The 15707-nt window shown below is 47.4% G+C and carries 13 protein-coding genes and 1 riboswitch; of the genes, 9 read left to right on the top strand and 4 right to left on the bottom strand.

The genetic code is table 11. From position 1 onward, the window contains the following. Positions 1-110 precede the first annotated feature (110 nt). Positions 111-965 carry an AraC family transcriptional regulator gene (locus GQS10_RS10935; protein ID WP_166241982.1) on the bottom strand — a complete coding sequence of 285 codons (855 nt, stop codon included), beginning with the start codon at positions 963-965 and terminating at the stop codon, positions 111-113. 148 nt (positions 966-1113) lie between these two features. Between GQS10_RS10935 and GQS10_RS10930 the strand changes: the two genes are divergently transcribed. After that, entirely contained in the window at positions 1114-2403 is a 1290-nt protein-coding gene (locus tag GQS10_RS10930) for a Gfo/Idh/MocA family oxidoreductase (protein WP_207952231.1), read from the top strand. 150 nt (positions 2404-2553) lie between these two features. Here the strand turns inward: GQS10_RS10930 and yhbH are convergent, their stop codons facing one another. Then, positions 2554-3717, bottom strand: a complete 1164-nt coding sequence (gene yhbH / locus GQS10_RS10925; protein ID WP_166241980.1) for a sporulation protein YhbH — start codon at positions 3715-3717, stop codon at positions 2554-2556. A gap of 313 nt (positions 3718-4030) precedes the next feature. On the opposite strand from yhbH, the gene GQS10_RS10920 reads away from it, so the two are divergent. The 3 genes from GQS10_RS10920 to GQS10_RS10910 all read left to right on the top strand — a co-directional run bounded on the left by GQS10_RS10920 (position 4031) and on the right by GQS10_RS10910 (position 7653). Then, a complete protein-coding gene (locus tag GQS10_RS10920; protein WP_166241978.1) occupies positions 4031-4450 on the top strand; it encodes a hypothetical protein in 420 nt (139 codons plus the stop codon). A gap of 209 nt (positions 4451-4659) precedes the next feature. After that, positions 4660-5955: a hypothetical protein gene (locus tag GQS10_RS10915; RefSeq protein WP_166241976.1), complete on the top strand. Its 1296-nt coding sequence runs from the start codon at positions 4660-4662 to the stop codon at positions 5953-5955. Positions 5956-6342: 387 nt separating this feature from the next. Then, on the top strand, positions 6343-7653 hold the full coding sequence (locus GQS10_RS10910; protein ID WP_166241974.1) for a leucine-rich repeat domain-containing protein: 1311 nt from the start codon (positions 6343-6345) through the stop codon (positions 7651-7653). 143 nt (positions 7654-7796) lie between these two features. Here GQS10_RS10910 and GQS10_RS10905 read toward each other — a convergent pair whose 3' ends face one another. Then, complete coding sequence (locus GQS10_RS10905) at positions 7797-9695, bottom strand: WG repeat-containing protein (RefSeq protein WP_166241972.1); 1899 nt, start codon at positions 9693-9695, stop codon at positions 7797-7799. A gap of 185 nt (positions 9696-9880) precedes the next feature. Then, a riboswitch (PreQ1 riboswitch) is annotated at positions 9881-9924 on the top strand. Positions 9925-9938: 14 nt separating this feature from the next. Here GQS10_RS10905 and queF point away from each other — a divergent pair. After that, positions 9939-10454 carry a preQ(1) synthase gene (gene queF / locus GQS10_RS10900; protein ID WP_166241969.1) on the top strand — a complete coding sequence of 172 codons (516 nt, stop codon included), beginning with the start codon at positions 9939-9941 and terminating at the stop codon, positions 10452-10454. A gap of 159 nt (positions 10455-10613) precedes the next feature. Here the strand turns inward: queF and GQS10_RS10895 are convergent, their stop codons facing one another. Further along, positions 10614-10844, bottom strand: a complete 231-nt coding sequence (locus GQS10_RS10895; RefSeq protein WP_166241966.1) for a hypothetical protein — start codon at positions 10842-10844, stop codon at positions 10614-10616. 198 nt (positions 10845-11042) lie between these two features. On the opposite strand from GQS10_RS10895, the gene GQS10_RS10890 reads away from it, so the two are divergent. The 4 genes from GQS10_RS10890 to GQS10_RS10875 are packed head-to-tail and all read left to right on the top strand — an operon-like array spanning position 11043 to position 15706. After that, positions 11043-13475 (top strand): Na+/H+ antiporter subunit A, encoded by a 2433-nt coding sequence (locus tag GQS10_RS10890; protein ID WP_166241963.1) that lies wholly within the window; start codon positions 11043-11045, stop codon positions 13473-13475. Beyond that, positions 13472-13894: a Na(+)/H(+) antiporter subunit B gene (locus tag GQS10_RS10885; RefSeq protein ID WP_166241960.1), complete on the top strand. Its 423-nt coding sequence runs from the start codon at positions 13472-13474 to the stop codon at positions 13892-13894. Before GQS10_RS10890 ends, GQS10_RS10885 begins: the two co-directional genes overlap by 4 nt. Before the next feature lie 2 nt (positions 13895-13896). Continuing rightward, entirely contained in the window at positions 13897-14235 is a 339-nt protein-coding gene (locus GQS10_RS10880) for a Na(+)/H(+) antiporter subunit C (RefSeq protein WP_166241958.1), read from the top strand. Beyond that, entirely contained in the window at positions 14228-15706 is a 1479-nt protein-coding gene (locus GQS10_RS10875) for a Na+/H+ antiporter subunit D (RefSeq protein WP_166241955.1), read from the top strand. The genes GQS10_RS10880 and GQS10_RS10875 overlap by 8 nt, the downstream gene beginning before the upstream one ends. Position 15707: the final 1 nt, after the last annotated feature.

Here is a 15707-nt window from a genome sequence, read left to right as displayed (position 1 = left end):
CGAGCTGTAAATGTAATCAAAGCCTTGCTGGTCGTTATCCAGCAGGGCTTTTACGCATGAGCGAGGCTTCCGACACCGATGTCCGCCATGCCTGATAAGGGTAGAACGCTTTACATTTGGGGTCCTGCAGGCTTTCGGAGGCGCTGCCTGCTTTGCTCATTCCGGTATTCCTTCGGGGTCAGCCCGCAAATGCGTTTGAACACGCGGGTAAAATGTGAGGAATCGCTAAAGCCGGTTTGCTCGGCAATATCCGTAATGCGCATGTTGGTGTTACGCAGCAAACGCTGCCCTTCTTTTATGCGGGTGCTGGTCAAAAATTCAATGAAATTGAAGCCGGTGACCTGCTTAAACGCGCGGCTGAGATGAAACGGACTCATATAAAAACGGCCTGCAATCTCTTCCAAGGTGAGCGGCTCCATATATTGCCCATGAATGTAGGTGATAACCTCCGAAATCTTTTCATGCTTAGGGCTAGGAGCGGTGTAAGGAGCTTCCAATCTTGTTTCAAACATGCGTGCAGAGCAGAGAAGGAGCTGGGCGAGCAGGGTTCTTGTATATAAACGGGTGCCTCGAAGATCGGATCGCTGTTCGGCAAGCATCTGTTCCAACAGCCGTTCCACCAGCTTACGTTCTTCTGGCGCTGTACGGAGCACCCGGTTTTTGTTTTGGAAAGAGGAAAAAAGCAGGTCGAGCTCTGAAGCGTCGAGGCCGCCGAGGAAGCTTTTTGTAAAATTGATGAGAATCCGCTCATGCTGGGGCACACCGGTATCCAGTGTTTTATGGAGGTCGTATTTGTTGATGAAAACGAGGTCGCCGGCCTGAATGCGGTACGTTTTGTCCTGGATAAAATATTCCCGTTCCCCGGATAGCAGGTAATAAAGCTCATAACCCGCATGCATGTGGTTTTCATCCATAGCAAAATACCCTGTGCGCGCCACGCGTTCAATGAAAAATGGCTCCTGCATTTAGATCGCCTCCCGCGTTCCCGTATCAACTGTAGATATCATTATTATAGCAAGAATATTCAATTATGAGTTTAATTCAGCAAAAATATTATGGTTTCTCTTACAATCTTGCACTAGGATTAAGGTATCACTCAAGGAGGCGATACCATTGGCGAAGAAAACCTATGCATTAGTCGGTACAGGCGGGCGGGCTGAATTTTTTTACGGCGCGATCGCAAGAGATTTCCGTGATTCTGCGGAGCTTGTAGCATTTTGCGATGTAAACCAGACGCGCATGGATTATGCAAATGACATTCTGGTTGACAAATACGACTACAACAAGATACCTACGTTTAAGGCAGAGCGGTTTGACGAAATGATCGAGACGATCAAGCCGGATTATGTGATCGTTACCTCCGTTGACCGGACGCACCACACCTATATTATTCGCGCCATGGAGCTTGGCTGCGATGTAATCACCGAGAAGCCGATGACGGTTGATGAAAACAAATGCCAAGAAATTTTGGATGCGCAAAAACGTACGGGACGCCAGGTTCGTGTAACCTTCAACTACCGTTATGCGCCGCACAATACCAAGATTCGCGAGTTGATTGAAAGCGGTACCATTGGCAAAGTGACGAGCGTTCACTTTGAATGGCTGCTCAATACGCAGCATGGAGCGGATTATTTCCGTCGTTGGCACCGCGACAAGCGCAACAGCGGCGGGATGCTGGTGCACAAATCGACGCATCACTTCGATTTGGTTAACTTCTGGCTTGGCACACAGCCGAAGACGGTATTTGCGTTTGGCGATTTGATGTTCTACGGACGCGAAAATGCCGAGCAGCGCGGAGAGACGAAGTTCTACCAGCGCGCGCATAACAGTGAGAACGCGAAGGATGATCCGTTTGCGGTGCAATTGAAGGACAACGACCACCTCCGCCGTATGTATCTGGAGGCTGAGCACGAGGACGGCTATCAGCGTGATCAAAGCGTCTTCGGCGATGGCATCTCCATTGAGGATACGATCGGATTGATGGTTCGTTATAAGAGCAATGCGATTTTGACGTACTCGCTTGTATGCTACCAGCCGTGGGAAGGCTTCCAGGTGATGTTCAACGGAACGAAGGGCCGCATCGAAATGCGTGTCGTGGAACGCTCCTACATTAACTCCGGCGGCAACAAGGCGGACGAGGGCGCGCTAAAGAAGAAGCAAATTACGGTTCATCCGATGTTCGGCGAGCCGTACGATGTGGAAATTATCGAACGCGAGGGCGGCCATGGCGGCGGCGATCCGCTGCTGCTGAAGGATCTGTTCGCCGACGAGCGCGAACACGATCCTTTCAACCGTGCCGCTTCCGAGGTGGATGGCGCGATGTCGATCCTCACCGGGATCGCGGGCAATATTTCGTTGAAAACCGGCATGCCGGTGAATGTGGATTCGCTGGTGAAGTTTTAGAGGTGAGTAAGTGGCCGTTGGCGCATTGCGTCAGCGGCTTTTTACTTATTTGAAGAAATAAAACAGAGCTCCTAATAACCCTCACAAGCAGCAAAAAGACTCCGGCGGGCGCTTGCTTCCGCTAGAGTCGTTCACATCATGCCAATATAGTTACGCCCCCGCGCCTTCCACGCCGCGGTCGGAAAAGAACGTCTTCAGCGCCTTGTATACCTCGCCTTTTTCACGAATCACGCAGTGTAGGAAGGCTGGATCCTGTATGTTCCGGTACGCCGACATAAGTGTCGAGCTGCGGTTATATTGGTTGACTTCGCCGTAGCCGAACATGTTGCAGCGCTTAAGCAGCTCGCCGATCAGCTTCACGCATTTCTCATTGTCGCTTGATAAATTATCGCCGTCCGAGAAATGGAACGGATAAATATTGTACTGCTCCGGCGAATACTTGGTATCGATCAGCTCCAGCGCCTTCTGATACGCAGAGGAGCATATGGTGCCGCCGCTTTCGCCTTTGGTGAAGAACTGCTCCTCCGGCACGACCTTGGCTTCCGTGTGATGGGCAATAAAGACGATTTCCACGTGCTCGTATTTCCGCCGCAGGAAGCGGGTCATCCAAAAGAAAAAGCTGCGCGCGATATATTTTTCGAAGAGACCCATGGAACCCGAGGTATCCATCATCGCCAGAATCAACGCATTCGAGTGGGGCTTTTGGATTTCTTCCCAAGTCTTATACCGTAAGTCATCTGGAGTAATGCCGTGGATGCCGGGAGTGCCTTCTTTGGCATTGCGGCGCAGGTTTTCGAGAATCGTGCGTTTCTTATCGATGTTCGATTGAATCCCTTTTTTACGGATATCGTTAAAGCGGATTTGCTGTGCTGTAAAATCCTTTTTGTCCTTCGGCTTCAGGTTGGGCAGCGAAAGCTCCTCAAAGAGCATATCCTCAAGCTCCTCCAAGTTCACCTCAGCTTCGACATAATCCTCGCCGGGCTGATCTCCCGCCCCTTCGCCTTTTCCAGGTCCCTGCTGACCTGCAGAGGGATCAATTCCAATGACGTCGCCCACTTGACTATCCCCGTCGCCTTGACCGACATGCTTGCTCTTATTGTAATTGAAGCGAAAACGATACTCATCCAAGCTGCGGATCGGCACCTTGACAACCTGTTGACCGTCCGACAAGATAATGCTCTCATCCGTGACAAGATCGGGCAGATTTTGCTTTACAGCTTCCTTCACTTTTTGCTGATGCCTAGTTTGGTCTTGGTATCCTTTACGGTGCAGTGACCAATCTTCGCGGGAGACGATAAAGAGCGGCTTTTCCATGGTGCACCTCCTGAATAACGGATGATAAAACCGAGCTTCGGGATGATCCTGCAAAAGTACGGGCTTCGAAAAGGTTTTATAATCAGTATATTCAGGACCGGGGGCGATATGTGATTACATATGGGGATTGAAAGAAGTGTAGTTAATTATAAGTTGAGTATCTGAATTAGCGGACAACGGACGATTCATCAGACATGGAAAATATGTGTGTTAACACCATAGATTAAGAAAATATATAGTTGGAGGATTTTACCTTTAATGTGTCGAAGTAGGGTTAATTACTTTGATTATCCTATTTAGAGAGGGGAGTAATATGAACCAATTCGCCACCGAAATTCAACGTACTCCGCGGCTTGTCCCAGATTATCCTCAAGGGGAGCTAAGGCTAGAGGACCCGGCTAAACCTAGCGAAAAGCCTGTATTTTCCTGGATGACAATTCTCATTCCGCCGTTAGCTATGATGTCAATCTCCATATTCTTATCCCTTATGATTCGCTCTCATTACATATTAATATCTACTGTAGGTATGACGATGGTGACGGTTATCATGTCTATCGTTACATATAACTCTAATGTCAAACGTCATTTGGAAAAAAATAAGAAGCTGGAAAAGAAATACTTGGATTATCTGTTTCAGATTCGGTACGAGCTAAAGCAAGCGGCAAATCGGCAGCGGGAGAGTATGCTGTACGTGCATCCCAGCGTTGAGACATGTATGGACATCTCAAGGTAATCCTGTACTTTTTGCGGTAAATGGAGGTGCCCATTGGATGATTGCCGTTAGATACGATTCATCGGGAGAAGTTATAATTTATGATCCAGGGAATGGTCCGCAGGCACTCTTGAGAAATTAAATGAAAAACGTCGTGAGCGGAATAGATACAAGTATAAAACGATAAATCGATTCTACGAAATTTCAATATCGTAAATACGGGGGTTCAGGTGAAACGTAAAATTGCACTGTTTATTGTGTTTATCTTAACTGTAATTTTCCTCTCAGGTTGTGTGCAGCCATCGGTCAAACAAAGTAAGAATCAAGAAGGCGAGACAAAGTCCCATCCGCCTAAAGTGATTGCTACGGTAAAAGAGGCCATGTCGGATATATGCGGATGTTTGCCAACGGACGATCAACAGATTCAAGTTAGGCAAAACCACTCCGAGTTCGAGACCATTCTCACTTTAGAGAAGACTGGAGAAGACAAGATAAAACATCTATTTTTTTTCACCGAGAAGGTGGAGAAGCTGGACCGGGAAGGTGTTCTATTCTCGAGTGTGACGAACAAATATATTTATGACGCATCCGAGTATAACTATGAAATGATAGAATCTACGGTTAATCCAACCAAAGCTAAGGAATTTTCATGTACACAATCATTGGAAAGGTTGGGTCAGTTTTCTGAGGAAGGGGATTTTGTGGATTATAAATCCGGTCTTCGGATCTTCCCATTACTGTACTTTATGCTAACCAAGACATCCATCCCGGCTGCTCTACCCAACCAGGCAGTATATATGCAGGATAATCCGATTTTTGTTACGAGGGATGAGAAGCATCCGAATTTGCTTTTGTTTTCTCCCGTTCATTCGAAAAGAACAGGAGCTTTACAGGGAGTCATAGGGTTTCCTGACAATGAAATTACCGAATATTATGAGCCCATGGTTTTCGGTAAAAAGACCGGATATGTCAAGCAAGTACCGTCAACGGAGATCGGGCCTCTGAATAAATTAATTGATGTAACACGAAAAACATGGGGGAACGAGCTGGCCGAATATACTGAGCCTTGCAAGGAATTGTTGTTACTGCCTCCTGCAAAGGAGGAGCCACCGTTCTTTCCATACAACGGGAAAGTGTACCCCTTCTCTAAAGAGATCGACTTTGTGGCCGGTGCGGAAGGAGTAGGCCTGGGGCTGATTGAGAACGGCATTCTATACCCTGGAGACAACAAGATACAAATCCCTATATTGTTGTATTGTCCGAAATGCCAGGTGGAGGACGTTGTAATGGTACAAGATCAAGAGGAATTGGAGTTTCAACCGGATCGATATAATGACCTTTGGAAAAAATGGTTGGGCGAATCATGGCACATGTTCCTGTCTGAAAAAATTGATTTTGACGAGGAACGTTTTGCTAAGGCGGATTTGGGCAATATCAAGAGCTCATCCCCTCCCTTTACCGATAATAAACCTACTACCATACGTGTGAAGATTAACGGGGAGTTCGTCGAATTCGTGAATCAGTGAACGAAATCGGGAGAGTAAGGGGGTAAACAGAGATGGTGCGGAATCAAATCCTCTATCAATCCGACTCTATGCGCAGGCTTCATCAGAAAATGAAAGCTGTAAGCGAGGAACGAATTTATTGAGACTAATTGAACGGACAGAGCACTGGCAGGAGAAGGGGCTGCGGCAAAATACTCTTCGTTTTTGATGAATAATCCTGTTCCATGGCCTGAGGGTCTTCCGAAGCCGACAGTTCGTTTCAAGGTAACTACGAACGGTACGAACTCTGATGGAAGTGTCAGCGGCTATCCGATAGTCGAGCCGTATTAAGTAGGAGGATTTATGCAGAGGCGCTATGTATTATTATCTGTTATTGTGTTATCTCTTTTGTCTACAGGATGCTATGACATGAAGGAGGAGGCACCCCAAACCCATATTCAAGCTGAGAAACCTGCGGAAGAAAAAAGAATGGTATTCGTCGACAAACATCTGGAACTTGAGTTGCGAGAACAGCTTCACTCCTCTGGGCCATTGTCAAGAGAAGCTCTGGAAACCATAACATCTCTTGAACTAACCCAAGGAGAAGTTGCTGTTTTAGATGATCTGAAATGGCTGCCTAACCTCAAAAGTTTAACGATCATCGATCATCCTATTCGAGATATACAAGGGATTAGACATGCCAGAAATCTTGAGTTTGTGACCATTACGAATGGAAAACTGAGATCGATTGACGGCTTAGAAGAGCTATCGTTATTAAAAGGTTTAGAACTGCAGAACCATGAAATTGACGATATTTCATCTCTCGGTGGACTAACCAATATGATCAGCTTGGATCTAAGCGGGAATCAAATACACAATATTGAGGTGCTGTCCGGTTTCACCCGTCTGAATGAGGTCATATTAAACGACAATCAAATTACAAACCTTGAGCCTTTGTCGAAACTGAAAAACTTGGAAATTGTAAAAGCTGATAACAATCGGATCAGCAAAATTCCGGCGATGTCCTCTTATCACAAGTTAGCAAACCTATCCCTTAATCAGAATCAAATAATAAATATCGAATCGCTAGACAACTGTAGGGTACTTGCCATTGTCTCGCTTAACGGCAACAAAATTTCGGATGTAAAGCCACTATCCGGCCTGCACCCGGGTGAGCTGTACTTAGCGGACAATCGGATTACCGATATTTCTTCCTTAGAAGGGATAAAAGAAATTGGAACTCTTGATATCTCAAACAATCCGATTGAGGATTACAGTCCTTTAACAAGAATGAACATCGGAAAAATTGTTGGATGGAGTTCTTCTTCAACACCATTGTTCAAACTGATGAAAGGAGATCTCCAGGTTCTATTCACAATCGAATTCCCAGTCTCTTGGAGCAATCAATATTCCGTGAACCAAGCGGGCGACACCATTAACATTAATCATCGGTCAGACGTGGAGCCGCAAGCCCTATTCTTTTCTATAATGGCTGTAACGAGCGAGGAATGGAAGGAGTACCTTCAGGATATGAAGGACGGCTGGCCATGGAAGAAGCTAGGGGAACAGAATGGTCTAGTTGTTGTGAGAACATTGCCCACGGAGCTTTCTTACGGTTACGGACATGAGGATCCTGAGATGATCAAGCTTGTAGAGCAATATAATAAGATGAACGAAGATGTGACAGGTATTTTATCAAGCTTTAAGTTGGAATCGGCGCAAATAAATAATAGCCCATGAAACATACCCGATCGATTCGATATGAAGAAGCATTACAAGCAAGAGTAAATTATTAAAAGCAAGTCCCTAACTAGAAGGAGCCATTCAGCTTCTGGTTAGGGACTTTTGGCGTATTGCAACGCTCGTTTTGGCTTAAGTTGTGATTATTTCTTGATCGGTTCAACGATCTTCCCATCCGGGAACACATAGTACACTTGATCGTCTTTGTATAGGATAGCCATGCCATCAGCTTCATCGGAAAATGGGCGATACATCGATGGTCCAAATTCGTGTAACGTACTTATTCCTTTGACGCGGGTGTAGGTAAAAGGCAAAATGACCTCGCCTTTTGTATTAATAAATCCCAATAAACCATCTCTTTTGACAAGGGCTTGTCCGTTACGGAATGGATAGGCAGAATCATAAACCGCTGGAATGACAAGTTGTCCGGAGGAATCAATATAACCGCATTTGCCATCGATGAAGACAGTCGCGAAGCCCTCACTGAAGTTATAGGTTAATTTATAGGTCGGAGGAATAACAAACTGCCCCTCATTATTAATAAAACCGACCTTTTCGTCTTTGCGTACCGACGCAAGCTTTTCAGAGAACTGGCCATACTCCAAGATTCCCAGGGCCTCAAAATCGATTGTCAGATCCCCTTTTGTATCGATAAAGCCTGGACGTTCGCCATGTACCAGTGCTCGTCCATCCCGAAATGGAAAAATCCAATCATACTTGGGCTCAAGGATGATTTCACCGGATTTATCGATTAAGCCCCATTTCCCATTCACTTCTACAGAAGCAAGTCCTTCCGAAAAAAGCTGGGCGTAGTCATATTGTGGTTCGATGATAAATTGGCCGGATGTATCGATGTATCCCCATCTATCGTCTTTTCCTACGGGAGCTAACCCCTCTTTAAACTCTCCTGATGATAGGTCGGGTTCAAATTCAAACGTAAAACGGAATTTGCCGGTCTTATCAATATAGCCGGATTGAAGTCTATCCTTTGACACAGCGAAAGCCAAGCCTTCAGAAAAGGGAGCGATAAAGGAAAATCTAGGCTTAATCGCAACAGCTCCTGTGTCATCCAAGAACCCCCAGCTTCCCCATTCTCCCATATAAGGGCGGAACGGATTTCCTCCATTAAACGGGATCAAGGGCTTGTCCTCTGACAAGATCAGGGCATCCTGCTGAATTTTATGCTGGAGGATATCAATGATTTGTTCCAGCTTTTCTTTGTGTGCAGAATTGGTTTCCGCAAGCAATATGCTTTTCGCAGCATCCAACGCTGTGCCTTCTTTGCCTGAATTGGAAGGGTCTGCACCATAATCCAGCAATAATCGAACAAACTCCGGATTTTTTTTCTGAATCGCCGATTCCAAAGGACTAGCATAGGGAGACGGACCATGTACGCCTGCATTCGCATCTGCACCGAATGAAAGGAGAATTTCGGCTATCTTTATATTTTCATGATGAATGGCTGCGCCTAAGCTGGTAAGCTTGTCGGTTGGGCTAAAATAATTGGCCAAGTCGCCTTTCTCCAACCAGTGCTCCGCCTGCTGCAAATCATTTTGCAAAGCGGCTAAAAATACATTTCGCCCGTGTTTACTAATAATATCAACGCGGCTTCCAGTTTCATCCCATAGAACCTCTCCACCGATACTTTCAGCGATAAATCGCAAGGGAACAAATGTAGATTGATCAATAATCCTAGGAGCAATTGTAATCGTGGAGGGCTCGCCGTTAATGGTTACTTCTTTGGAGTTGATTTGCATGACAATGATCGTTTGATCCTTCGAACTTGTGATCGTTTGTGTCTTCCCGTCCCACTTCATTTCAATGCCTAGACGTTCATACACAGGACGAAGCTGCACGAGGGTAGTCGCCTTTTCAACGACAGGAGGCTGCGTAAAATAAACCTCGACTCCATCGATGTAAACGCGAGTGGGTTCAGTTGAAGCGGCGTTACCGGTTACGGGCAGGAAGCATAATAAAAAACCTAGTAGTATAGAAATAAAACGAAGATTGCAAGGCATTTTTTTTGGTTTTCTTTCTTTCACAATGAATCTCCTTTTCACAAATATATTGTAGAGAAAGACGATACAATGGATGAACGAAAGCATGTTTTTCGATAATGGTCGATTTCTCTCCATAACAATTTTAACCCCCAACATTATCCACATCAATCAAAAGATAGTTATGGGTTCACGCCGCCGCCCTGCTGTGCTATAGTACAAAAGATATGCAAGAAGAGGTTCGCAAACTCCCTCTATAAAAAACTAAATCGAAAAGGATGAATCAGCATGGGGAACCATTCACATCAGGCAGGAAGAACAGCAGAGGAGCTGAAGGATATTACGCTGCTCGGCAATCAGGGGACGAAATACGATTTTTCGTATGCGCCGCAGGTGCTGGAGGTATTCGAAAACAAGCATCCGGGCCGCGATTATTTTGTCAAATTTAATTGCCCTGAGTTTACGAGTTTATGTCCGATAACGGGACAGCCGGATTTTGCAACGATTTATATTTCGTACATTCCGGATATTAAAATGGTAGAAAGCAAATCTCTCAAGCTGTACCTATTCAGCTTCCGCAATCATGGTGATTTCCATGAGGACTGCATGAACATCATTATGAACGATCTGATCGCGCTCATGGAGCCGAGATATATTGAGGTATGGGGGAAGTTTACGCCAAGAGGCGGGATCTCCATTGATCCGTACTGCAACTGGGGGAAGCCGGGGACCAAGTACGAGCAAATGGCGGAGCATCGCTTATTGAATCATGATTTGTACCCAGAGAAGGTTGACAATCGATAATTTTGCCGAGCCGAAGGGTGAAAAGCTTGTATGAGCGGGAAACTGCTTATGCGGGCTTTTTTTTACGTTTAGTTCACAAATTTTTTAAGTAAAAAGTGTTACCTCCGGCGATTTTGTACGTACGGAAAATAAGGTGTTTTTTTCGGGGCGCCTGTATTCCTATTTGTATCGAATCACTTTCACGTATTCTCTTGGGGCAAAGCTTGTGCTTTCATCCTCAAAAGTGTAATCACGGTTCATTTCAAGAGTTTGAATACGCGGAGCAACTTGGGAAAGGGCTCCGGATCGCGGTGAATGGATGGATTTTTCGACTGTTTGTTGGGCTTGCCAGCCCCAAAACAGCAGCAATACAAAAACAGCTGCGCAGGGGAGCCATTTGGTTAACAGCATGAAAGAACACCTCAAAACGTGGTAAGATAAAAAGGATGGCTTGTCCGGTCCCGAACAATCATTATTCATAAGGTTTGCTTCTCTCAGCAGGTTTATACAAAAAACAGAAAACTTTTTTTACCTGCAGATGGATGATTTTGACCTTCTGGGCAGAGGTTAAGGAAAGGAAAACATTTCATCAAGACTGGGGGTTGAACGGTGTCTTTGCTTCATGCCGCAATTTTATTGCCGTTATTTTATGCCATTGCTGTACCCTTGTTTCACAAGGCTGCTAAACCGATTCATACAGGATGGTTTGTGCTTCCGGTGCCGGTGCTTTTATTCTCGTACCTGATATCTTATTTACCTGCCGTGCGTGGAGAAGGTCCTGTAACAGAAAGCGCTCCTTGGATTCCTTCTCTGGACATTAACTTTACGGTATACCTAGACGGGCTCGGGCTGTTGTTCGCGCTTCTCATTTCCGGGATTGGGAGCCTTGTCGTTCTGTATTCGATCTTTTACTTGTCAAAAACAAAAGAAGCGATACAAAATTTTTACGTGTATTTGCTGTTGTTCATGGGGGCCATGCACGGGGTTGTCTTATCGGATAACCTAGTAGTCCTATACGGCTTCTGGGAGCTAACGAGCTTATCTTCCTTTTTGCTAATTGCTTTCTGGTATCAAAGGGAGAAATCACGGTACGGCGCGCAAAAGTCGATGCTGATCACCGTGTTCGGCGGTTTTGCGATGCTGGCCGGCATCGTGCTGCTGCACATCATGACGGGAACGTTCAGCATCCGCGAAATCATCGCGAATGCCGACCAGGTGCAGAGCAGTGCTCTGTTTGTGCCGGCGATGCTGCTCATTTTGCTTGGAGCCTTCACAAAATCGGCGCAGTTCCCGTTTCACATTTGGCTGCCCGACGCGATGGAAGCGCCAACGCCGGTCAGCGCTTATTTGCACTCGGCGACGATGGTGAAAGCGGGGATTTATTTAGTCGCCCGGTTAAGCCCGGTGTTTGCCGGAGCGGCCGAATGGTTTTGGCTTGTCTCGGCCTTCGGGCTGGCAACCTTGTTCTGGGGCTCCTTCTCGGCGGTCAAGCAAACCGATTTGAAAGCGATTCTTGCGTTTTCAACGGTCAGCCAGCTTGGACTCATCATGTGCTTGTTCGGACTTGGCTCCGCGGCGGTCTATTACGGGCCTGGAGAGGACTCAAAGCTGTATGTGCTGGCTACAACGGCAGCGATTTTCCATCTCATCAACCACGCTACCTTTAAAGGCGCATTGTTCATGGTGACCGGGATTGTCGACCATGAGACAGGCACGAGGGATATCCGCAAGCTGGGCGGACTCGCCTCGCTGATGCCGATCACCTTCACGCTTGCGATGATCGGGGCCTTTTCGATGGCGGGATTGCCTCCTTTTAACGGCTTTCTCAGCAAGGAAATGTTTTTCACTGGGGTTCTTAATGCGTCGAAGATGGACATTTTCAGCATGGAGACGTGGGGAATGCTTTTCCCGATGTTAGCCTGGATTGCCAGCATTTTCACTTTTGTATATTGTATGATATTCGTGTTCCGCACCTTTACCGGCAAGCTGAAGCCGGAGGAGCTGGATCGCAAGCCGCATGAAGCGCCGCTTGGTTTGCTTCTGTCGCCTGCGGTGCTCGCGTCCTTGGTCGTCGTTTTCGGGCTCTTCCCGGATATCTTATCCTATTGGTTGATCGAGCCGGCGTTAGCTTCGGTGCTGCCGGGTCTGCTTGCTGACGAATTCTACGTCCACATTTACTTCTGGCATGGCTGGACGACCGAATTGTTTATGACAATTGGAGTTGTCGCGCTTGGAACACTGCTGTACATGCAGCTGAAGCGCTGGCAGGGGATTTACGGAAAGCTGCCGCAGAAGCTTACGCTTAATCGGATCTATGATCGCGGCTTGTTCTATGTAGACCGGCTCTCGCTAAAGCTGACCCGCGTTTATATGACAGGTTCGATTCGAGACTATTTAGTTTATATCTTCACGTTTGCGATTCTGGTAGTCGGTTACGCATTGCTTCAAACGGGAGATTGGGATTTTTCCAGCGCGCAGTATGCGGAAATTACAATCTATGAAGCGCTTCTAATCACGGTATTGATTATTTCCGCTCTGGCGATTCCGTTTGTCCGTTCCAGAATAACGATGATTATCGTCGTCGGTGCTGTCGGGTATATGGTTACATTATTTTTCGTCATCCTGCGCGCCCCGGATTTAGCGTTGACGCAGATGATCGTTGAAACGGTGTCCGTCGCCTTGTTCCTGCTATGCTTCTACCATCTGCCGAAGCTGAGAAAGGAACGGTCACCGGCCACCTTCCGCCTAACCAATGTACTGATTTCGGTAGGTGTAGGCGCAATGATGACTCTGGTGGCTCTGACAGCTAACGATTCAAGACTGTTTGAATCGATTTCCGATTATTACGTAAAGGAAAGCTACAATTTGGCGGGCGGCAAAAATATCGTGAACGTCATTTTGGTCGACTTCCGCGGGTTTGATACGCTGCTTGAGATTATGGTGCTCGGTATCGCATCCTTGGGGATTTACGCATTGATTCGGCTGCGGCACAACGGAAAGCAGCAGCTATTATCGCAGGACCGCAAGGGGGGAGAGCGATGAAAACGAATGATGTGATCCTGCAGGCGGCAACGAAGGTAGTTGTGTTTATTATTTTGACCGTCTCCGTCTTTCTGTTTTTCGCAGGGCATAACCATCCGGGCGGCGGCTTCATTGGAGGGCTGATGACAGCTGCGGCGCTCGTGCTTCTGGCTTTAGCCTTCGATTTAAAGACGGTTCGTGAAGTGCTGCCTTTTAACTTTCACAAAATTACAGCTATCGGACTGCTTATTGCCGTACTTACGGGCATCGGTTCGTTCGTCTTTGATGCTCCGTTTCTAAGCCATACCTTTGCTTACAAAGTTCTTCCGCTGCTCGGAAAAACGGAATTGGCTACGGCGGTGCTGTTCGATCTGGGCGTATATTTAGCCGTCGTAGGCGTTACGATGACTATCATCTTATCGATCGGGGAGGACAAATAGCTATGGAAGTGTGGATGTCCATCACCGTCGGTGTTCTGTTTACGATCGGCACGTATTTAATTTTAACGCGCAGTCTGCTGCGCATTGTATTGGGCACTTCTCTGCTCAGTCACGGCGTACATTTGCTGCTGCTCACCATGTCACGCCTGAAAAGCGGTGCGGCACCTTTGCTGGACGGCCACTCCGGTACCTATACCGATCCGCTGCCGCAGGCGCTCATACTAACCTCCATCGTTATCAGCTTTGGTGTAACGTCGTTATTTTTCGTGCTGGCGTATCGCGCTTATCAGGAGCTGGGGACTGACGATATGGAGGAACTGAAGGGACGGGACGATGAATAACACAGTTGTAATACCTTTACTGATCCCCTTAGTAACCGCGATTATTTTAATTTTCTCAAATGGAAAACGTGCGTCGCGCTGGATCTCCGGGGCAAGCGCGCTGCTGAATATTGCGGTCTCCGCATACCTCGTCTATGAAGTGCAGCAGAAGGGGATCCAGACGCTGCACATGGGCGGCTGGGCACCGCCTTACGGTATTATTTTCGTCGCCGATATGCTTGCTGCGCTGCTGGTGCTGACGACCGCAGTGATCGGTGCGGCCTGCCTGTTTTATGCGTTTCGCAGCATAGGCGAGGAACGAGAGAAGCACTATTTTTACACCTTTGTGCAGTTTCTGCTCGTCGGTGTCATCGGTTCCTTTTTGACCGGAGATATTTTTAACCTGTTTGTGTGCTTTGAGGTGATGCTGATTGCATCCTATGCGTTAATTACGCTTGGGGGCAAGAAGCTGCAGCTTCGCGAATCGCTCAAATACATTTTGATCAACATTGTTTCGTCCATTTTGTTTGTGGCGTCGATGGCGTACCTGTACGCGGTTGTGGGCACCTTGAACATGGCCCATTTGTCCGTTCGGGTAGCGGAAGCGGGGCAATCGGGAGTCCTTGATGTAATCGCGGTGCTGTTCTTGATTGTGTTCTCGCTGAAAGCCGGCTTGTTCTTATTCTACTGGCTGCCGGGCTCTTATCTGGCACCGCCTGCTGCAATTTTAGCGCTGTTCGGCGGGCTGCTGACGAAGGTAGGGATGTATGCGATTATCCGTACCTTCACGTTGATTTTCCACGATACGGGCGGCATCGTTTATACCTTAATCGGCTGGATGGCGGTTGGAACGATGGTGCTTGGCGGCATCGGGGCTGTGGCTTACCGCGATGTCAATCGCGTGCTGATCTATAACATCGTGATTTCGATCGGTTTTATCAGCTTTGGCTTAGCGGCGGCGAATCAAGCCGCGCTGGAAGGCGTCGTCTTTTATTTAGTGCATGATATGATTGCCAAGACGCTGCTCTTCTTGCTCGGAGGCGCACTAATTGCTGCAGCCGGAACCGGCAAGCTGAAGGAAATGGGAGGTTATATCCAGCGCTATCCCGCTTTAGGCTGGATGTTCCTCGTGGCAGCAATGGCGATCGTCGGCGTACCTCCGCTGAGCGGTTTTATCGGAAAGCTGCTTATCGTGGAAGGCGGGCTGCGCAGCGGGCATTACCTGATGACGGGGATTGCGCTCCTCTCCAGCTTGTTTGTCCTTTACTCCATGATCAAGCTGTTTATGGGTGCTTTCTGGGGGAAGCCGAGAGCAGCGCTTAGCAGCGCGAAGGATGCTCGAATTGCCGGACTGCTTACACCGGCGGCATTGCTGCTGGTTCTTGTTATTGCGATCGGGTTAGGCGCGGAATGGATGTACGGCTTTGCCGCTCGTGCCGGAGAGGTGCTGCTTCAGCCGCAGTTTTACGTTGAAGCGGTATTAAAGGGGTAGA

Source organism: Paenibacillus turpanensis (assembly GCF_011421635.1).
GTDB lineage: Bacteria > Bacillota > Bacilli > Paenibacillales > YIM-B00363 > Paenibacillus_AK > Paenibacillus_AK turpanensis.
Note: the sequence above shows the minus strand (reverse complement) of the source record. Positions and strands in the feature narration are given on the sequence as shown.